Below are 21,716 nucleotides of genomic sequence, written 5' to 3'. Positions count from 1 at the left end.
ATTAACGCTTATCTTTAGAGCAAGAAAAATTGAAAAAACTAGAAAAAGAATTGTAATGGGATTTAACGAATTAAATAGTGTTGAGCATTATATCATAAAACAATTAACTGGGGTAAACCTAAACAATCAGAATTCTGTAAAAGAACCAAGTAATACTTATGGTTTACAATGGAATTTTGTTGCTCCAAAAGATTTAAAAAGAGAAACTAGTGATGTTTTTCTATATGAAAATCTAAGAACTGCTTTGATAAAATTAAATCCAGAGATAGCAAAACAGCCAAACTATGCAGATGAGGTTATCTATAAATTAAGAGCTATTATTGTTGCTGTCAATCAAGTTGGTCTGGTAAAAGCCAATGAAGAATTTTTTAAATGGTTAACTGGTGAAAAAACAATGCCTTTTGGAGAAAACAACAGACATGTTCCTGTAAAGTTAATTGACTTTAAAAACCTTGAAGAAAATGAGTTTATAGCAACCAATCAATTTCGTTTTCAGCAACGAGAAACCAAAATACCAGATGTGGTATTTTTTATAAATGGAATACCAGTAGTTGTTGGAGAAGCTAAAACACCAATACGTCCTGCTGTGAGTTGGTTAGATGGTGCTCATGAAGTACACGATATTTACGAGAATAGCATTCCACAATTATTTGTGCCTAATATATTATCCTTTGCTACAGAAGGAAAAGAATTGTTTTATGGAGCAGTACGATGTCCTTTGGAATTTTGGGCACCTTGGAGGTTAGAAAATAATGATGATCAGTTGGCAAAACAATTGGGATTGTCAGAAATTGGAAAAGAATTATCAGATCTGTTAAAGCCTGAAAGGATCTTAGATATTTTACAAAACTTTTCTTTGTTCTCTAGTAATACTAAAAAGCAACGCATTAAAATTATTCCTCGTTTTCAACAATATGAAGGGGCTAATAAAATAGTTGCTCGTGTTAAAGAAGGAAAGATAAAAAAAGGATTGATTTGGCATTTTCAAGGATCGGGTAAATCTTTACTAATGGTGTTTGCTGCACAGAAATTAAGAAAAGCACAAGAATTAAAAAGTCCTACAGTACTTGTTCTAGTTGATAGAACAGATTTAGACACACAGATAAGCAGTACTTTTAATACAGCAGATATAGCCAATGTAGAAACGACTGACAGTATTTCAGAGTTACAAGAAATGTTGGCTAGAGATACACGTAAAATTATTATATCTACCATCTTTAAATTTAGAGATGCAACACCAAACATGAATACCAGAGATAATATTATCGTTCTGGTAGATGAAGCGCATAGAACCCAGGAGGGTGATTTAGGTAGACAAATGAGAGCAGCCTTACCAAATGCATTTTTATTCGGACTAACAGGTACTCCAGTAAATAAAGCTGATAAAAATACATTTTGGGCTTTTGGAGCAGAAGAAGATCAAGGAGGGTATATGTCTCGTTACACATTCCATGACTCTATTCGTGATGAAGCAACATTACCATTGCACTTCGAACCTCGTTTGGTTGATGTACATGTGGATATAGAGAATATTGATAAAAAAATGAAGGAGTTTAAAGCCTCAGTAGATTTGTCTTCAGAAGAATTGAATATATTGAATCAAAAGTCAGCTAAAATGGCTGCGTTTTTAAAGTCTCCTGAGAGAGTAGCGAAAATTACAGAAGATATTGCAATTCACTTTAAAGAAAAAGTAGCACCTCATGGTTTTAAAGCGATGATAGTTACTCCAGACAGACATGCTTGTGTTCAATATAAAGAACAACTGGATAAATATTTTTCAGAAAATGAAAGCGTGGTGGTGATTTCGACTACGGCAAATGACAAACCTGAGTTTAAACAAAAATGGGCCTGTGATAAAGGCAAACAAGAAAAGATCGTTGAAACTTTTTGTGATCCATCCAGTCATGTGAAATTCATCATTGTAACAGCGAAACTCTTAACTGGTTTTGATGCTCCTGTATTGCAAACAATGTACTTAGATAAATCTATCAAAGACCATACATTGTTACAGGCCATTTGTAGAACAAACAGATTGTTCAAAGGAAAGAAATTTGGAAGAATTGTAGATTATTACGGTGTTTTTGATGATGCTGCTAAAGCTTTGCAATTTGATGAAGAAAGTGTAAAACAAGTGATTACAAATTTATCGAATTTAAGATCAAAACTACCTGAAGCGATGGCTGAGGCGTTATCACATTTTAAAGGTGTAGATAGAAAAATAGATGGTTTTGAAGGGTTAGAAAACGCTCAAAATGCTATTAAAGATGATGCAGCAAAAGATGCTTTTGCAAAAGATTATAAATATGTTTCTAAATTATGGGAATCTTTATCTCCGGATGCTATTTTAGATGACTACAATGAAGACTACAAATGGTTGACACAGGTTTTTGAATCTGTTAAACCAGCATCAAATAATTTAGGGAAATTATTATGGTTTACATTAGGAGCTCAAACTACTAAATTGATACATGAAAATATTCATGTTGGAGAAGTACATAAACTAAATGAATTTGTTTTAGATGCAGATGTCATAGAAAATATATTCAACAACCCTGATCCTAAAAAAGCAAAAGAATTACAGAAGGTGTTGGTCAAGCGTTTTAAAAAGCACGCTGGAGATCCAAAATTCAAAAAACTAAGTGAACGTTTAGAAGCTTTAAGAAATAAAGCAGAACTAGGCTTGATAACTTCCATTGAGTTTGTAAAAGAATTATGTAAGATAGCTAAGGAGACTGTAGAAGCTGAAAAAGAGTCTGAAGAAACTCTTCAAGAAAAATCCCCTAAAGCGGCTTTAACAGAATTGTTTTTAGAATTAAAGACAGAGGAAACGCCAGCAGTTGTAGAAAGAATAGTTACAGATATTGATGGTATCGTAAGGATAGTCAATTTCCCAGGTTGGCAAACAACAAGTACTGGAGAAAGAGAAGTACAAAAGTCATTGAGAAAAGCATTACTGAAATACAAGCTTCATAAAGATCAAATGCTTTTTGAAAGGGCCTATGCTTATATAAAAGAGTATTATTGATTTGTAATGTTTAGACAGTAACTGTTACAAACTGCCTCGAATATTTTTATACTTACAAATGCAGTTCAAGTAGTTGTAAATATTGTTGCTAGCATTAAAAAGTTGTTGATTCCGATGTTGGTCTTGTTGAAAAGATTGTTGCTACTGTTGCAAAGTTTGTTGATGTAATTGTTGAGGAGTTAAAAAATCTGTTGAAACTGTTGTTGGTAATGTTGCAAAAGTTGTTGGAGCCGTTGTTGATTCCATTGTTGATGTTGTTGAAACTGTTGAAAACATAGGTTTTTGCAATGTTTGTACTACTAATGAAGTTGTTGGTATTATTTTACTATTGTTGCAACAAAAATTATTGCCAAAGTAGGTCTAGAGTTTAATAGAAAGTTGAGTAAATGATTTTCTAGAAACTTTTCAGTAGAAAGACTGTTGAATTGTTGAAGTTTATGCAAACTATTGTTAATGAGTGTTTTGATTATCGATTTCTATTCAACAAGAGGTCAACAATAGGTTGGGTGTAATTGGTTGATAGATTTTGGGTTTAGTTGTATGTTGATAAAATGTTGACTTAAAAAGTTTTTGTAACTATTTGTTAATTAGTTTTTTACTTGGTTAAGTCAACATTTCAACAGGGATTAATCATTTTGAAAGTCCTTTTTATTAAATGTAAAATATCTTCCTTTGTGTTTTGTCTCTTCTGTAAATAGACTTCCATTAAATGGGCTTACCGCAACATGGTATTTTGAATACGCTCCATTTTTGCTTTCAAGTTTGTAATGATTTTTTAGAAACTCTGAAATTTTAGAAGTTGAAACACGGATGTTGTTTTTGGAAAGCATATCAACTAAATCACTTAAAGAAAATTTCAACTCATCGACTTCAAACTTTATAAAAGCATCAGATAGAACTTCTTCAATTTCTTTATTGAGATAGGTTTTATTTCCTTTTACAAGATTGTTTAATGCTTCAGTATTTATTTGGTCTTTTGTAAACCACATTCTTGTTTTCTTTGGTGCTTTAATTTTTCTAGTATGAAGAAATTGCATGAATTGGGGAAGTTCCTTTTTAAGGTTGTCCAATAGATCAGGATCTTCTTCAGAATCTTTAAACGTGGGAACTTTTCTAACCCAATAGCGAATCTCATCTTTATCAATCCAAATAAAATTGTCTTCATTGTTTGAACAAAGAATAAATTTTCCAAAGAAATAGGATTCAACTTTATCAACACCTTTAGATTCCTTTTTGTAAGATCTAGCAGTAGACAAATTTTTAATTCGTTCACTATCCTCTTTTTTATCTAGCAAAACTTCATCAACGGCAATAATTAATTTCTCAGCCCAGTCAGAGTTGAATCGACTTCTGAAATCTTCATTTTTATTAATGGTCATATTTCCTTGAAAGACCATTTTAAGCCAGTTAAGAAAGGTAGTTTTACCTGTTTTACGTTCACTACTAACAAGACATAAAATTGGTAAGACTTGTGATGGTTTATGCCATAAAATAGATAGAAAATCTAAACCTAAGTCGTATTGTTCTCCAAATATATGTTTTAGAAACGTCTTTGTTTTGTGATAGGTTCCTTCTGAAAAATGATGATCTAATTCTTCATATTTATTATAGAAACATTTGATTTCTTGCTTATATTCAGTGTGTGATGGAATCAAACAAAAACCATCATATTTTTTTATTTGATGTAAGTAATCTTTTCCCATATCAGTCACAATTTCACTTTTTTTCCATTTTAATAATGTATTATAAGTGTCTCCGCTATGCAAAGGTATTTCTCCTTTTTTATAATAATCTGTTCCAATTCTAACGTACGGCATAATTAAAGTTTTAACGGGTTATTATTATAATGTTTGTATATTATCTGACCTCTATGAGTTGCTTCAGGCTTGTAATCAAATGTAATATTATGCCCAGATATGGTTTTATCTAAACCGTGTAATAAATCCATTTCATTTTGGATTTCCATCCAAGGAAATCGAGTTTTTTTACAGATCAATTCTTCAATTAATATGAGTCGCTTAAAATGAGATTCATATGCTAAATAAATGCCTCTATTTCTGTTAGCATTATATTGAGATGTTTTAAAATCTTTCTTTAGGTTTTCAATGTGAAATAGAATATCGTTTTGACTTCTTATTTCTTCTATATTGAGCTTCTCCATTATAATTTATTTTTTAATAGATAGGCATCAGCCTTCATTTCTAAATCGTTTTTTGTTGTGTTTTTTCTTTCGTCTATCCAAGCGTATATTTCAGATTTTAAAAAAAGGAGTTTCTTTCCTTGCTTTCTAAATGGGATAGTGGATTTATGCGTATATCCGTAAATGGTTGCTTTTTTTAGATTTAGAATTTTTGATACTTCGTCCAAAGTAATAAAAGGTTCTTTCTCTATTTCCGGTATAGAGTTAGAGGTTTTTAGAAATGGTTGAAGTTTTTTTGCAAGTTGTTCAATGAGTACTTTAATACCTTCGTCATTGAACATTATAATTGTTTGTTTTGACATATTTCAAATCTCGAGAAATATGTAAAGTGAAGCTGTACGGAGAGGAGTACGGAAACTGTACGGAAACTAAACTGGTTGTATGTGTTTGATATGTAGTTGTTTATGTTTTGTTTTTCAAAGTCGTTTTTAGAGTTGTTTTTGTTTTAACTTTATTTTGTTTGAAAACAACAAGGAAAGTACGGTAAAAAATGAAGCTATTTATAGTGTTACACTAGTACAGAATGGCGTAAAACAAAAGTATTGATAAATAAACATAAAAAAACCAGGGTAATTTTGTTATCCTGGTTTGAATAATATTTTCCTTTCAATAGGTTTATTTTTTATTCAAAGTAAGCGATAATTCTTTATTGTATTGGTCGGTTAATAGTTGATTTAACTTTTTAAAATTTAGTGGTTTTACTAAGTTCATAATATTTTCTACAAATTGAACTCTAGTATTTGTGTTTTTAGAAAGGTAACCTTGTGTAAATATTTTGTACTCGTATGAGTCAGAAATGGCACCACTAAATATACTTGGATTGTAATTAATTGAGCAAAGACAGATAATTTTAAACAAATCTGTTTTGTTCAATTCTTTTAAGTTTTTATTCATTAAATACAATAGGTACAGTTGCTGTTGTTGTTCAAGGATTATTTTTAAAGGTTTAACTTCGCTGGTTTTATTGATGTTGATTAATGGTTTATCTTGTTTTTTAGAATCTGTAGATAGATTGGAATTGTTTTTTGGGCTAACTATTTCCATCAATCTATTGTATTCAGGCAATATTTCTATTCCGTTTTCATATTTGATGAATTCAAATTTACCAAACTCATTTGTTTTATACATTAGTTCATATAAATTGCTATTTCTACTTAGTAATCTTTTGGCTTCTTCTAGACCTCTATAAATTCCAAATTCTTGAAGTATCAATGCAGGAGTATGGCTGTCAGGAATAGCCAACCTGTCATTTGATTCAAAGTAGTTTTTGAATTCATTTTTAAAGACGTTTATTTCATAGTTTTTATTGTAGTTACCTTGTTCTTCATAGAGTTTGTTAAGTGTTGGTACCCAGTTAGAAGTGTATATGTATAATTTTTTTATTTCTAGATTTAGGTGAAATAGAATTTTATTATAAACGGGAATATAAGCGAGTTCATTTTTGTAGGCTTGCTGAAACATTATTTTTGCAGAAGCAGTTTGCTCATTAAGTGTATTTTGTTTATTCGTTTTGAAAATTTTATGATATTCCATCAAGGTCAATATTTATAAGGTTAGCTGCTTTTATTTTATTCTTGTCTAGGACTTTCGTGTAAATTTGTGTGGTAGCTACATTTTTATGTCCTAATAGTTTTGAAACGGTATAGATGTCCGTTCCTTTAGCTAACTGTAAAGTTGCATAACTGTGTCTGAAATTATGAAAGGAAATTTTTTTCCTAATACCAGAGTTTGTGATCCATTCTTTCAAAGGTCTGTTAATGGCATGATAGGTAATATTGTTAAAAATTAAAATAGCATTAGGTTCTTTGTCTATTTCAAGAATTTTATAGGCATTAGGTGAAATGGGATGGTTTTGGGTAGATTTTGTTTTTTGTTGGCGAAGTTGGATATAATAACCTTGATGCTCATCTCCATAAATATCATCCCATTTTAACTTTAGTATATCAGAAAATCGAAGTCCTGTGAAGGCTGAAAAAATAGCCATTCTCTTAACAATAGGTTTGCTAATTTTTGTGTTCCATAGTTTCGTTATTTCTTCCTCACTTAAATATTCTCTAAAAGTCTCTTCCTCTTTAATAAAGCTAATATCCTCAGCAATATTCTTTGTTAAAATATTTTCTTTATAAGCTTGTTTTAAAACGTAAATAAAAATCTTGTAATATTTTGAAGCTGTATTTGTCGAAAGCTTTTTTTCTTTACTTCGGAATTGATAAGCGGCTAATAAATACCTTCTGAAATTATTCGCCATTTGTAAACTTACAGAATTAGAGTATACAACAGAATTACCACAAAAAGCTTTAAAGTACTTTAAGGATGATTTCCAACAGGAATAATTCGACATATTTTCTGATTCAAACTTAGATGCTACTATAGAATCATAGTATTCAATAAAATCTATATTTAATCGAACATTGTCTTCAAAACCATATTCTCTATCTCTAAGTTGAACATGTCTTTTGGATCTTATTAGTTCAGCAAATTCTAGGTTCTTTTTATTTTGACTTTTTTCAACACTGTTTTTTGGAGGTTCATTTAGGTACAACTTTAAAAACTCTCTACGAGAAGGCTTTCCAGTCTTTGAATTGATGATAGGAGGATAGAAATCTAAATACAAGCTGTATTTGTCATTGGCTATTTTTTTCTTTCTTAAGTTTACGGTTATCATAGCTGCTTGTTTTTTGGTGTTCCTAATATTTGATGGATTTCTTTTTTTAAAACGTATTTATGTTTTCCTATTTGAATTTTTTCAACCTTTTTTTGATTAAGAAGTTTATTCAAATGGCTAGAGGAAATATGATAATCATTTTGAATTTCTCCTATATAATAGCAATTATCGATATTATAATCACTTTTTACTTTTATCGCTTCATCAGGTATTTCAACAAATTCAAATGATTTAAATAAATTGTCTAAATCATCTCTTTTAATAATGCGTTTTCCACCAATTTTATGAGACTCTAATTTGTCTGATTTTAGCATTCTCATAACTGAAGATCTACTAATACCTAAAATTATGCAAGTTTCAAGGATGCTTAAATAAGGTTTGTTTAAAAGATCTGGTGTAATGTTATTTGAAATATGTAATGTTTTCGTATTGGAAACACTTATGTTCTCTTCTCTTTTTTTTTGTTTGTAATGTTTACTGTTGCAGTTTGAACTACAGTATCTAGTACTCAATCTTTTTGCGTAAAATGTTTTGGAACAGAATTCACAAGTTTTTCTAATTTTCATATCAAAAATAGGTGTTTTGTTGTTATTAAAAAATGAGTAATCATAGAAAGTCTTAAAAACAACTTATTATTGTGTCAATAGAGTTCTGAGTTAATCTTTTGAACTGTGTCAAAATGTGTCATAAGCGTTCAAACAGTATCAATCAGTTTTTTTAAGGTTCATAATTATTCTTTTTATCTCACCACCAAAAAGCTAGAGCGTTTTGAGGTACAATAAAGGTACAAAAGGGAGCAAAACATGTATAAATAACGATAAATAAGAAATCAACAAAAAACCCTGTAGCAATTAATTCTACAGGGTTTTTTATGTTTTGTTTTGGTTTATTTTGGGTTGTTTTGCCCTATTTATTTGCCAATACAGAAGTTCGCAAAAATATTTCCTAACAAATCATCTGTGGTAACCTCACCGGTAATTAAGCCGAAAAAGTACAAAGCTTCACGTATGTCAATGGCCAACAAATCACCAGACAAGCCCAGTTGCATTCCTTCATCTACTTTATTAATTTCATTCAAGGCTTTTAACAAAGCATCAAAATGGCGAGAATTGGTCACAATGGTTTCGTTATTTTGAAGAGCACCCGTATTGATCAAGGCTGTTAACTGATTGGTCAAGGTTTCGATTCCCATTTTTTGTTTGGCAGAAATAGCTAGCAGTTCAGGGATAACCGTTTTTAAATTTTCCAATTCGTCTGTAGAAATGGTATCTGCTTTGTTTCCAATAACAATTAATTGTTTTAAAGGAAACTGATTTTTGATAGATTCAATTTCAGTTTTAATGGTAGTCAACTGATTTTGGCTACTTGATACCTGATACTTTACACTCGATAAATCAAACAAATAAATAACGACTTGTGCCTGGGTAATTTTTTCGAAAGTTTTTTTAATTCCAATATTTTCAACCACATCTTCTGTCTCTCTAATTCCAGCCGTATCTATAAACCGAAAAGCAACACCATCAATAATTATTTCATCTTCAATGGTATCTCTAGTTGTACCTGCAATTTCAGAAACAATCGCTCTATCTTCATTTAACAAAGCATTTAGTAAAGTAGATTTTCCAACATTGGGTTCCCCAACAATAGCCACAGGAATTCCGTTTTTAATCACGTTTCCTACAGCAAAAGAATCAATCAATCTTTTTAAAACCAACTGAATTCTTGCAATCAATGATCTAAATTGTTCTCTATCGGCAAACTCTACATCTTCTTCAGCAAAATCCAATTCTAATTCTATTAAGGAAGCAAAATTTAATAACTGCTCTCGTAACAATTGAATTTCATTAGAAAAGCCTCCACGCATTTGCTGCATGGCTACTTGGTGTGAAGCTTCAGAATCAGAAGCAATCAAATCTGCCACAGCTTCGGCCTGACTTAAATCTAATTTTCCGTTTAAAAAAGCACGTAAGGTGAATTCACCGGCATCTGCCATTCTACAACCATTTCTTAAAAATAGCTGAATAATTTCTTGTTGAATGTATACAGAACCATGACAAGAAATTTCTACCGTGTTTTCACCTGAATACGAATTCGGATCTTTAAAAATAGAAACCAAAACTTGGTCAATGGCTCTTTTGCCATCCATTAAATGTCCTAAATGAAGGGTATGTGATTTCTGAGCTACTAAAGATTTTTCTTTGTGAATAGATTGAAAGTGAGCATCTGCAATTTTTATAGCATCTGCACCCGACAAACGGATAATAGCAATGGCTCCTACACCGGCCGCGGTTGCTAAGGCAACGATAGTATCTTGTTGATTCATGCGGCAAAGATAATTAATAAGAAGTCTATTTTGAGTTTTTAGTTGTTTTTTTGAGTTCCAGAGTGACTTAGTTTTTTGGTGGCTGAGTGTAGTGGAAGTCTCAAGGATTTGAATAGGTTAACGGAGGCTTCTCGATACTTTGACTATGCTCAGTCTAGGCACAAATAATCCATTACATTTCGTAATTCACTTGAAGAGACAAGTAAGTCAGTTTGAAATATAGCTTTTTTTAAAGGTCATAGAATTCGTAATCGAGCGTCGTACCATTGAAGAAGTTGTAAAAAGAAAAGCTGTTTGAGAACGGAGTTCGAGTTCTTTTCTTTTCAATTTCCAAATGTGTAAAGACCGATGAGAATTCAAGACTAGATTTTTTGTTTCTTTTTCAGCAATGGAAAAAGAAAATGAAGAACAATGGTTTAAGAGTTTCTCGATACAAAACAGTTTTCCGTTTCATTACAAGCTATTTCACTCAAAGAGACAGGGGAAGTGTTTGATTTACATTAGAGAATTGTTCTCTGAGCACGTACCTTGAGTTTGTCGAAATATTCAAACTAGATTGAATATTATGAGTGTTAAATTTTTAGTTTTTAGTTAAAAAAAATATATTTACTCAACACTCAACACTCAACACTCAACACTCAACACTCAACACTCAACACTCAACACTCAACACTCAACACTCAACACTCAACACTCAACACTCACAATTATTTATAGGTCCGCCTGCTTGATAAAATCTTCAAATTCATAAAAGAACAATTCAAACTGATGCATATGTTCATTAAAGAATTCAAAAGCTACGCCCCAGGTATTTTTATTGTAAATACTAAATTTGGCATCTAGTTGTACATAAATTCTCGACAAGCACTTTCCGTTTTCTAAAAAATGATTTTCATCAAAAATAACCTCCGGTAGGTATTCTTCTGTCAATACTGTTTTTAAAGCCAAAACTTGCTGGTACAACAATTCTCTTTTGGCTTCACTTGTGGGCTCTATGTCTAGCATGACACGTGCAATTTTATTGTCGGCATAAAACTTAAAGCTGAAATTTTTTATTTTGGTATTGTATTTCAACCATTTTCTGGGAAACGATTTTCCATAACTCACCCAAAAATCCTTTCTAATAATTGCTGCTTCTTCTTTGCTGAACATCTAATCCTGTTTTATGGGGCAAAAATAACCAAAAATAAAGGACGAAGTAGAGAAACGAATAAACAAACAATTTTTCCTTTTTTCAGACACTTTTTGGGGTGTTTAGTTTTTTTATGAAAAATGTCAGTTCTGCAATTTATTCATATAAACAAAGCGTTTGTAGGTACTTGTTTAGTCGCCATGTTTAGTTGTTGTTTGTTTTTTTAGGGTAAAATAGAGGAAGTAGCAGTTAATATTCTCCGTAAATTTTTTGGTTTACAGAACTAAATTTACAAGACCAAGTTTTGGGCACGATTCAAAACAAAATTCAACCATTAATTTTATAACCAATTCTAATGAATATCAAACATCAAATTGTATTTTTTACTCTGCTTATTTCAGCAGTTACTTTTGGACAATCGACCACCAATACAAGGCCAAATATTATTTTAATAGTTGCCGATGATTTAGGCTATGGCGATGTTGGTTTTAACCGAGCTACAAATGCAGAAGCTTTTCCAGCGGATCGAGGAATTATTCCAACGCCACAGTTAGATGTACTGGCCAATAGTGGAATTATCTGTAAAAATGCCCATGTGGCTCATCCCTTTTGTGGACCTAGTAGAGCGGCTTTGCTTACAGGAATGTATCCTCATAGAATAGGAGCGCAGTACAATTTACCTAACGACATTACCTCAGAATTGGGGATTCCAACTTCCGAAACTTATTTTCCGAAAGTGCTTCAAAACAACAATTATAATACTGCGGCTTTTGGAAAATGGCATTTAGGATTTAAAGAAGGTGCTTTTCAACCTTTGGACAGAGGCTTCGATTATTTCTTTGGTTTTTTAGGAGGAGGAAAGGGCTACTTTGAAAACGGCTATGAAGATAATTTTTACAACCGATTGAATGGTTCCAATCCGGTAACCAATGAATACCAAGATCCTTTGCAAAGAAATAGGAGTTATGTAGATAGAAATGAATTTAGCAATGCGGTCGATGAAGATTATTTAACAGATATTCTTACTGATGATGCTATAACCTATATGAATGCGAATAGCGGGGATTCAGATCCTTTTTTCATGTACCTGTCTTACAATGCGCCACATACGCCTTTGGAAGCGCCTTCTGATGAGATTGCTGCATTTAAAGCTGCAAATCCTGATTTTGAAAATTTGGTGAGAAATAGCACCTATTTGACAGAGGCGAATCAGGTTACCAAATGGCCTGAAGAGGAGCAAGCGGCAAAAATTGAAGAGTTTGTGGCAGATAGAATTACCTACGCAACTATGGTTACCAATTTAGATACGAATATTGGTAGGTTGGTAGCGGAACTGAAAAAAGACATGCTGGTGTATAACAATACAGTCATTATTTTTATTAGTGATAATGGTGGGTATACCTATAGCAAAGGAGCGGTAAATTTTCCCTTAGATGCTTTAAAAGGAAGTGTGTTAGAAGGCGGTCATAGAGTACCTATGTTTGTGCATTGGCCAAATAAAATTACAAGTCCTGCTATTTACAACAAACAAATCAGTGCCTTAGATATTTATCCAACGCTTATTGATCTTGCGGGGGGATCTGTACCAACAGGAAAAACCATAGATGGTAAAAATTTTATGGATGACCTTATAGTTGGACAAGGAATTAGACCTGACGGGGAACCTATTTATGTAATGCGACCGCAAAACGGATTTCACAATGCAGCGGTGATTTCTTATCCATGGAAAATTGTTAAAACGGCTACCAATGGAAGTTGGCGTTTGTATAATATTGTAACAGATCCTGGAGAATCTACAGATGTTAGCGGAACTGAAACAAATGCGGAGACAATCATTCAAGATTTATTAGACCAGGCAGTTGTTGTGGTCAAAGATTTTAAAGATGAAAAGCCTGCGTGGTTTGACAATGATGGAGATGGCAGTGGACATGCACATTCTGGTTTTTGGAATGATGGAACTTTGCCTGCCTATGACCAACTTTTTGGAAGTGCTCAATTGCAACTAGAAAGTGCGTTGAGTGAAGTTTTTGTAGAAGGAACAACAAACGGAATTGAAGCCTTGTCGAATGGCTTGTTTACGGTGCGTTTGCCAGAAGGAGCTGTAGCTAGTGAAAATATAGTGGTTCAGTTTTCTGTTTCAGGTTCGGCTATAGAAGGAGTTGATTATGAAAACCTATCAGGTGCTGTAACTATTTTAGAAGGTAATAATTCAGTAAGTATTCCTATAGTTGTTTTAGAAGATGCTTTGGAAGAAGGCGTTGAAACCATAGAAATAACCTTGTCAAGTACCTCATTAGGAAGTGTTAATACAACGGCTGCACAAATTACAATAACCGATGAAGCTAGCGGAACACCAACGATATTGACTGCGGGTGATATTGCCTTTGTGGGCTACAATAGTTCAGAAGGTGCTGCGGAACACGATTTTGCGTTTATGCTGTTGAAGGATATCAGTCCGAATACAAGCATTTCATTTTGTGATCGAGGATGGAAGGCTCCTGGAGGTTGGTTGGTTTCTGGTTCAGGTTCTGCTTTTTCTGTGGATGACACGGTAACTTGGACAGCAGATAGGAGTTATTCTTCAGGGACTATTATTAGAATTAACCAAAGTAAAGCTTACGTGGGGACTTCAGAAATTGGAACAGATGCGGTGACGCAAGATCAAGGTTCTGGCTATATGAATTTTAATGCCAATGGAGATGTTTTGTATGCTTATCAAGGTTCAGAACCTGCAGATGAAGCTGATGTATCTAAATTTATTGCTGTTTTAGGAATGAATGGACAACTCTGTGTGGGAGGTGGAAATACCGCTGGTTGTAAACCATCGAATCTGACTTTAGGAATCAATGCTATTGAAATAGATCCAGAATTGAACAACGCAGTGTATAAAGGAAAAATAGTAGGAGGGTTGTCTCAGTTAAGAGCGGCTATTCACAATCCGGCTAATTGGGATACTAGTGATACTACAGTTTACGAATTACACAGTTATAGTAGTGGAGGTTCCATTGGTGTTTCTGGTAATTTGGCGGTGGCTTCCTTTTCTTTAGAAAAAAGTAGCAGCGTTTTTCCAAATCCTGCAAAAAATAAAATTTACGTTCGTTTAAAAAAGGGTGTAGAAATAAAAGAAGTTCGTTTGCTGAATTTTTCTAGTGCTGTGCTAAAGAAAACAAACCAATCAAGTTTGGATATTTCTGAATTTCCTGCTGGAATGTACTTTTTAGTCATTGAAACAAATAGTGGACAAGTAGTAAAAAAAGTAATCAAAGCTTAAAGAGAGCGGTTGCATTCTAAGAATAAAAAATCCCATCATTGAGAACAATGATGGGATTTGTGTTTAAAAGTATTTTGACTACTATTTAATCATTTGGTAGCTACGTTTGATAAAGTTTGTCAACTCTTCACCATGCAATAGGTTTTGAGATAATTTTGCTAAATCAAAAGCTTGACTGATCAATGCTTTTTGAGCAGCTTCATCTTTTGTATCTAAAATTTCCTTGATCAAGTCGTTGTTTGTATTTACAACCAAGTTGTACATTTCAGGCATGTTTTCCATTCCAAACATTCCTGCACCTCCAGACTGACTCATTTCTTTCATTCTACGCATAAATTCAGGTACCGTAATGCTGAAAGGATTTGAAGAAGAATCCAAAGCTTCTAATTGAACTGTATAGTTTTCCTTAGGAACATTGGCTTCAATAATAGGTTTTAAAGCCTCTTTTTCTTCATCAGAAAGTTTGCTTATTTTTTCTTCGTCTTTTTTGATAAGGTTGTCAATATGATCAGAATCTACACGAGTGAATTTTACTTTCTCGTTGCTTCCTTCTAATTTTTGAATCAAGTGAGAAATGATAGGAGAGTCTAATAACAATACCTCGTATCCTTTTTCCTTAGCTTCTTGAATATAACCGTGTTGCGCTTCCTTATGAGCAGCATACAATACAATTGTATTTCCATCCTTGTCTGTTTGCGCATCCTTTATTTTTTCTTTGAATTCTTCAAAAGTAAAATACGCATTGTCAACAGTTGGGTACAAGGCAAATTTTTGAGCTTTGTCATAGAACTTATCATCAGACAACATTCCGTACTCAATAATCAATTTGATGTCATCCCATTTTTGCTCAAAGTCTTCTCTATTGTTTTTGAATAAAGAACTTAATTTGTCTGCAATTTTCTTAGTGATATACCCCGATATTTTCTTTACAGCACCGTCTGCTTGTAAATAAGAACGAGAAACATTCAAAGGAATGTCTGGAGAATCAATTACCCCTTTTAACATCTGTAAGAAGTCAGGTACAATTCCTTCAACATTATCTGTAATAAACACTTGGTTTTGGTACAATTGAATTTTATCCTTTTGGATATCCATGTTTCTACTCAACTTAGGGAAGTATAAAATACCTGTTAAGTTAAACGGATAGTCAACATTTAAGTGAATGTTAAACAAGGGCTCTTCGAACTGCGCAGGATACAATTCTCTATAAAAATTATTGTAATCTTCAGTTTCTAAATCAGCAGGTTTTTTGGTCCATGCTGGAGCGGTATTGTTGATGATGTTATCAACGCTAATTTTCTTGTGTGGTTCTGTCGTTTCTTTTCCGTCTTCATCCTTCGTAGTTTGTGGAGTAAACTCAGGATCGTTTATTTCTTTAGTTCCAAATTTGATTGGAATTTGGTTGAAACGATTGTATTTAGATAAAAGTTCATTAATTCTTGAATCTTCTAAAAATTCTAAAGAATCGTCTGCAATGTGTAATACAATTTCAGAACCTCTTGTTTCTTTTTCAGCAGGTTCAATGGTGTAGTTTGGAGAACCGTCACAAGACCATTTAACGGCAGGAGCGTCTTTAAAAGACTTTGTAATAATGTCAACTTTTTCAGCAACCATAAAAGCAGAATAGAAACCAAGTCCAAAATGACCAATAATTCCTGAATCTTCTACTTTATCTTTGTACTTGTCGATAAATTCTTCAGCACCAGAAAAAGCAATTTGGTTGATGTATTTTTCAACCTCTTCTTCGCTCATTCCAATCCCTTGGTCAATAATACGAAGTGTTTTTGCTTCCTTGTCAGCAATAATTTCAATGTTTGGATTTCCGTATTCAACGCCTTCAGCTTCTCCCATAGCAACTAAATGTTTCATTTTAGAAGTTGCATCTGTTGCATTAGAGATCAATTCTCTTAAAAAGATTTCGTGATCTGAATACAAGAACTTTTTAATTAACGGGAAAATATTTTCTACCGATACATTAATGTTTCCTTTAGCCATAAGTATATGTTTATTATTAAATTTATTTTTTACATAAAGGTACTAGTCAAATAAAATACCAAAGTATTATTTATGACGACAAGACAGATTTAAATGACAAGATGACATTTAAAAGCTTTTATTAGGATTAGAAGTAATTGTAACGAGGTTTATATGCGATGAAAATGACATTATTATCAGATATTTAGCCAAAGAAAAATAATTTAATATTTTTTTAATAAAAGCGCTTGTAGTACACAAAAGTAATTGTATATTTGCCATCGCTTTTAGTGGATGGTTTAGTACCGAAACTATGATTCATAAAATAAGATTTTAAAAATATAAGTAATGCCGAAAAGAACATTCCAACCATCGAAAAGAAAAAAAAGAAACAAACACGGTTTCAGAGAAAGAATGGCTTCAGCTAATGGGCGTAAAGTTTTAGCTAGAAGACGTGCTAAAGGAAGAAAAAGATTATCTGTTTCTTCAGATCCTAGACCAAAGAAATAATGAATATTTGATTCATATATAAGGTGTTGCTAATATTTAGTAACACCTTTTTTTTGAATATATTTGTCAACGAGTAGTAAAAATTTAAGAAGTAAGAATGAATGCCGTTATTGTTTTAAAAAGAAGTCCTTTTAGAACTCTGAAAAATAAAACCTTAACACATTAAACTTAATTAGAAGCATGCCAAAAAACAAAAACATCAAGTCGGTTTTAATTATAGGTTCTGGTCCAATTATTATTGGACAAGCATGTGAATTTGATTATTCAGGTTCTCAATCTATACGCTCTTTAAAGGAAGAAGGAATTGAAGTAACTTTGATCAATTCTAATCCTGCAACCATTATGACAGATCCGTCATTAGCGGATAATGTTTATTTAAAACCCTTAACCACCAATTCAATTCGTGAAATTTTAGTAGCGCATCCAAACATTGATTCTGTTTTACCAACCATGGGAGGTCAAACAGCTTTGAACTTATGTATTGAAGCTGATGAAAAAGGAATTTGGGAAGATCACAATGTAAACATGATTGGTGTTGATATCGATGCCATCAATATTACAGAAGATAGAGAACAATTCCGTGAATTAATGGGAAGAATCGGTGTTGACATGGCACCTCAAGCTACAGCAACTTCTTTTTTACAAGGAAAAACAATCGCACAAGAATTTGGTTTTCCATTGTGTATCCGTTCTTCATTTACTTTAGGAGGTGCAGGAGCCGCTATTGTTTATGATGAAAATGATTTTGATGAATTGTTATCTAGAGGACTGGAAATTTCTCCAATCCATGAGGTAATGATTGACAAAGCCATGATGGGCTGGAAAGAATACGAATTGGAATTGTTACGTGATGCAAATGACAATGTTGTAATTGTATGTTCTATTGAAAATATGGATCCTATGGGAATTCATACCGGAGATTCGATTACAGTTGCTCCAGCAATGACCTTAAGTGATTCTACTTTCCAAAAAATGCGTGATATGGCAATCCATATGATGCGTTCAATTGGAGATTTTGAAGGAGGATGTAACGTACAGTTTGCAGTTTCTCCTGATGAAAAAGAAGATATTATTGCCATTGAAATTAACCCTCGTGTATCTCGTTCTTCTGCCTTGGCATCAAAAGCGACTGGGTATCCAATTGCAAAAATTGCTACTAAATTAGCCTTAGGGTATAATTTAGATGAATTGAAAAATCAAATTACAAAAACAACTTCTGCTTTATTTGAGCCTACGTTGGATTATGTAATTGTAAAAATACCACGTTTCAACTTTGATAAATTTGAAGGAGCTGATAGAACTTTAGGTCTTCAAATGAAATCTGTAGGTGAGGTAATGGGAATTGGACGTTCGTTCCAAGAAGCATTGCACAAAGCTACACAGTCGTTAGAAATTAAACGTAACGGTTTAGGTGCTGATGGAAAAGAAGAAACACATTACGATACAATTATCTCTAAATTGACCTATGCGTCTTGGGATAGAGTATTTACTATCTACGATGCTATCAAAGCTGGTATTTCTTTAAGTAAAATACACGATATCACGAAAATTGATATGTGGTACTTAAAACAATACGAAGAGTTGTTTACTTTGGAAAAAGAAATTTCTACTTTCAAATTAGATACTTTGTCTAAAGAATTGTTGTTAGAAGCAAAACAAAAAGGATACGGTGATAGACAAATAGCACACATGTTGGGTTGTTTAGAATCTGAAGTTTATAACAAACGTGAAGAATTAAACATCAACCGTGTTTATAAATTAGTAGATACCTGTGCTGCAGAGTTTGAAGCACAAACCCCTTATTTCTATTCTACTTTTGAAAATACGATGACCGTTGCAGGAGGGAAACCTTATGCACATAACGAGTCGGTTGTTACAGATAAGAAAAAAGTAGTAGTACTAGGTTCTGGACCAAATAGAATTGGACAAGGAATTGAATTTGACTACTGTTGTGTACATGGAGTTTTGGCAGCAAAAGAAGTTGGTTATGAAACGATCATGATCAACTGTAATCCTGAAACAGTTTCTACAGATTTTGATACAGCAGATAAATTATACTTTGAACCTGTATTCTGGGAACATATTTACGACATCATTCGTCATGAAAAACCAGAAGGAGTTATTGTTCAATTAGGTGGACAAACGGCATTGAAATTGGCAGAGAAATTAGAAGCTTATGGAATTAAAATCATGGGAACTAGTTTTGAAGCTTTAGATTTAGCAGAGGATAGAGGACGTTTTTCTGAAATGTTAACAGAATTAAATATTCCTTTCCCTCAGTTTGGAACAGCTACAAATGCAGATGAAGCTTTAAAAATAGCAGATACCTTAGATTTCCCAATTTTAGTTCGTCCTTCTTATGTATTAGGTGGTCAAGGAATGAAAATTGTGATCAACAAAGAAGAACTTGAAGAGCATGTCGTAAGTTTGCTACGTTCTATTCCTGGAAATAAATTGTTGTTAGATCATTACTTAGAAGGTGCCATTGAAGCGGAAGCGGATGCTATTTGTGATGCTGACGGAAATGTATACATAATCGGTATTATGGAGCATATTGAACCTTGTGGAGTACATTCTGGAGATTCAAATGCAACTTTACCTCCTTTTAACTTAGGAGAGTTTGTTATGGATCAAATTAAAGAGCATACAAAGAAAATAGCCATCGCATTAAAAACAGTTGGATTGATGAATATTCAATTTGCTGTAAAAGATGATACGGTTTATATCATTGAAGCAAATCCAAGAGCATCTCGTACAGTTCCTTTTATAGCGAAAGCTTATGGAGAACCTTATGTGAATTTTGCAACGAAAGTAATGTTGGGTGTAAATAAAGTAACCGACTTTAAATTCAACCCTAAATTAGACGGGTATGCAATCAAACAGCCTGTTTTCTCTTTCAATAAGTTCCCGAATGTAGATAAGAAACTAGGACCTGAAATGAAATCAACAGGAGAGTCTATCTTATTTATTGATAACTTGAAAGATGATGCTTTTTATGAATTGTACTCTAGAAGAAAAATGTATTTGAACAAATAGGATCGAATCGATCTCATAAGTTTTAAATCTTAGTATAAAAAAAAGGCTTCCAGTATATTGGGAGCCTTTTTTATGTTTAGAATTTTTGTATTCTATTGTTCTGAAAATCCACCAGCAATCCAACTTTTAATCAGGTCTATTTTAGTTTGTGACAATTTGGAACCTCCTTGCGGCATATTTCCGCTTTCAATTCTTCCTATTGCACTAGAAGTACCTGTAGCAGTAAATGCTGTTTTTACAAATGCGTAGGTTGATAAATCTAAACCTGCTTTTGGACTATTGCTATCATGACAAGCTGTGGTTGCACAACTTTGATTGATAATCGGAGCAATGTCTGTTTGGTAGCTGGCGCTTACCGGTACAATTCCATCGGTATAATTACTTTCGATCCATTTTAACAATTCATCTTTTTGTGTTGTTGTCAATGATCCTCCTTTTGGCATTCTTCCACTTTGAATTTCATCCCAAGCTTTGTCTGTAACAAAAGCATTTTTAGATTCTAAAAATGTGGTCATCGCAATACCTCCCGATTTACTAGCTGTGGAATGGCAGCCGGTGGTAGAGCAATTATTAGCTACAATAGGTGCAATGATATTTTCGTAAAAAGGCTCGACTCCGTATCCTGTCAAGGCAATGGTTTTAGAACCATTCGTCGCATTGGAGCTAACAGCGATAGTCTGACTGAAAGCTTTTTGTGCATCTGGAGAAAAAGTAATGCTAAACGATTTACTCGTCCCAGCAGCTATGGTACTTGTACTTGGGTTTACAGTGAAATTTGAACTACTAGTCATACCTGTAATAGAAATACTTCCGGTACCCGTATTGCTAATGGTAAAATTTTCTGTTCCTGTACCATCAGTAGCTACATCTCCAAAATCAAAGGAAGTAGCACTAAGGTCAATGCTAAAAGTACTTGTGTCAATAGGTTCGTCGCTGCCTCCTGAAGAAGAACATGCTGAAATAACAAATAAAAATGCTGTGGCTACTAAGTGTGGTAGTAAGTTTTTCATAAAAAAATGTGGGTTGAGGTTATTTTTTTTCTAAAGTAAAGTTTAATTGAATGTCAATTTCTTCGGCTACTTTTTTACGAAGTAGATTCGGAATTTCAATACGATAGTCTTGTGGTTTGACCTTGAAGTTTGCTAAAAGTTTTAGGCTGTTGTTTGAAAAGCTGAGGTTGGCAGGTGTTTTAATTTTATGTGTGACACCATGAAAAGTTAAGTTTCCTTCTATTTCTATTTTGCGTTCTTTTTTTTGTAAAAAGATTTGATGATCGTAGGCAACAATTTTTCCTGTAAATTTTGCCTTTGGGTAGGTGTCTGAATCGGCATAATTTTCATTGAAATGCTCTTCCATCAAAGCAATTTTAAACCGGAAACCTTTTACCAAGGCCAAGGCGGCTAATTCACCCGTATCTGTTTTTAGTATGGCGGTGACTTTGTTATTTGTTGCTTTTACTTCTTCAAAAGAAGGGACAGAGGCTTCAAACGTTATTGTACCATTTTTTGTAAAGTATTTTTCTTGGCTGTAAGCAAATAGACCATTTAACAAGAGTACGTATAAGAATATTTTTTTCATAA

Annotated in this window: 15 protein-coding genes; 4 read left to right on the top strand and 11 right to left on the bottom strand. The window is 33.0% G+C overall.

The genetic code is table 11. The features are described from left to right. Positions 1 to 55 precede the first annotated feature (55 nt). The gene (locus tag FGM02_RS09975) at positions 56 to 3,025 is read left to right on the top strand and encodes a type I restriction endonuclease subunit R (protein ID WP_139958219.1); all 2,970 of its coding nucleotides are present in this window, start codon (positions 56 to 58) and stop codon (positions 3,023 to 3,025) included. Positions 3,026 to 3,651: 626 nt separating this feature from the next. Here FGM02_RS09975 and FGM02_RS09970 read toward each other — a convergent pair. The 8 genes from FGM02_RS09970 to FGM02_RS09930 form a co-directional block, all read right to left on the bottom strand. After that, positions 3,652 to 4,842 (bottom strand): primase-helicase family protein, encoded by a 1,191-nt coding sequence (locus FGM02_RS09970; protein ID WP_139958218.1) that lies wholly within the window; start codon positions 4,840 to 4,842, stop codon positions 3,652 to 3,654. A 2-nt stretch (positions 4,843 to 4,844) separates the two neighbouring features. Then, positions 4,845 to 5,186, bottom strand: a complete 342-nt coding sequence (locus tag FGM02_RS09965) for a hypothetical protein (RefSeq protein ID WP_139958217.1) — start codon at positions 5,184 to 5,186, stop codon at positions 4,845 to 4,847. Continuing rightward, a complete protein-coding gene (locus tag FGM02_RS09960; protein WP_139958216.1) occupies positions 5,186 to 5,527 on the bottom strand; it encodes a helix-turn-helix domain-containing protein in 342 nt (113 codons plus the stop codon). Before FGM02_RS09960 ends, FGM02_RS09965 begins: the two co-directional genes overlap by 1 nt. Positions 5,528 to 5,840: 313 nt before the next feature. Continuing rightward, positions 5,841 to 6,758 carry a hypothetical protein gene (locus tag FGM02_RS09955; RefSeq protein ID WP_139958215.1) on the bottom strand — a complete coding sequence of 306 codons (918 nt, stop codon included), beginning with the start codon at positions 6,756 to 6,758 and terminating at the stop codon, positions 5,841 to 5,843. Next, positions 6,745 to 7,890, bottom strand: a complete 1,146-nt coding sequence (locus FGM02_RS09950) for a tyrosine-type recombinase/integrase (protein ID WP_139958214.1) — start codon at positions 7,888 to 7,890, stop codon at positions 6,745 to 6,747. Before FGM02_RS09950 ends, FGM02_RS09955 begins: the two co-directional genes overlap by 14 nt. Continuing rightward, the gene (locus tag FGM02_RS09945; protein WP_139958213.1) at positions 7,887 to 8,456 is read right to left on the bottom strand and encodes a helix-turn-helix domain-containing protein; all 570 of its coding nucleotides are present in this window, start codon (positions 8,454 to 8,456) and stop codon (positions 7,887 to 7,889) included. The genes FGM02_RS09950 and FGM02_RS09945 overlap by 4 nt, the downstream gene beginning before the upstream one ends. A gap of 344 nt (positions 8,457 to 8,800) precedes the next feature. Next, positions 8,801 to 10,213: a tRNA uridine-5-carboxymethylaminomethyl(34) synthesis GTPase MnmE gene (mnmE, locus tag FGM02_RS09940; protein ID WP_139958212.1), complete on the bottom strand. Its 1,413-nt coding sequence runs from the start codon at positions 10,211 to 10,213 to the stop codon at positions 8,801 to 8,803. A gap of 711 nt (positions 10,214 to 10,924) precedes the next feature. Next, positions 10,925 to 11,365 carry a DUF4268 domain-containing protein gene (locus FGM02_RS09930; protein ID WP_139958211.1) on the bottom strand — a complete coding sequence of 147 codons (441 nt, stop codon included), beginning with the start codon at positions 11,363 to 11,365 and terminating at the stop codon, positions 10,925 to 10,927. Between the two features lie 335 nt (positions 11,366 to 11,700). Between FGM02_RS09930 and FGM02_RS09925 the strand changes: the two genes are divergently transcribed. Continuing rightward, complete coding sequence (locus FGM02_RS09925) at positions 11,701 to 14,616, top strand: sulfatase-like hydrolase/transferase (protein WP_139958210.1); 2,916 nt, start codon at positions 11,701 to 11,703, stop codon at positions 14,614 to 14,616. 81 nt (positions 14,617 to 14,697) lie between these two features. Here the strand turns inward: FGM02_RS09925 and htpG are convergent, their stop codons facing one another. After that, positions 14,698 to 16,611 carry a molecular chaperone HtpG gene (gene htpG / locus FGM02_RS09920; RefSeq protein WP_139958209.1) on the bottom strand — a complete coding sequence of 638 codons (1,914 nt, stop codon included), beginning with the start codon at positions 16,609 to 16,611 and terminating at the stop codon, positions 14,698 to 14,700. A 327-nt stretch (positions 16,612 to 16,938) separates the two neighbouring features. Between htpG and rpmH the strand changes: the two genes are divergently transcribed. After that, positions 16,939 to 17,100, top strand: coding sequence for a 50S ribosomal protein L34 (rpmH, locus tag FGM02_RS09915; protein ID WP_139958208.1), 162 nt, complete (start codon positions 16,939 to 16,941; stop codon positions 17,098 to 17,100). A 180-nt stretch (positions 17,101 to 17,280) separates the two neighbouring features. Next, positions 17,281 to 20,136 (top strand): carbamoyl-phosphate synthase large subunit, encoded by a 2,856-nt coding sequence (gene carB / locus FGM02_RS09910; protein WP_139958207.1) that lies wholly within the window; start codon positions 17,281 to 17,283, stop codon positions 20,134 to 20,136. Between the two features lie 92 nt (positions 20,137 to 20,228). Here the strand turns inward: carB and FGM02_RS09905 are convergent, their stop codons facing one another. Then, a complete protein-coding gene (locus FGM02_RS09905; RefSeq protein WP_139958206.1) occupies positions 20,229 to 21,146 on the bottom strand; it encodes a choice-of-anchor D domain-containing protein in 918 nt (305 codons plus the stop codon). A 19-nt stretch (positions 21,147 to 21,165) separates the two neighbouring features. Continuing rightward, entirely contained in the window at positions 21,166 to 21,714 is a 549-nt protein-coding gene (locus tag FGM02_RS09900) for a YceI family protein (protein ID WP_139958205.1), read from the bottom strand. Positions 21,715 to 21,716: the final 2 nt, after the last annotated feature.

The organism is Flavicella sediminum, assembly GCF_006381105.1.
GTDB classification, from domain to species: Bacteria; Bacteroidota; Bacteroidia; order Flavobacteriales; family Flavobacteriaceae; genus Flavicella; species Flavicella sediminum.
The sequence above is the reverse complement of the archived record's forward strand: the minus strand, read 5'-3'. Positions and strand labels throughout refer to the sequence as shown.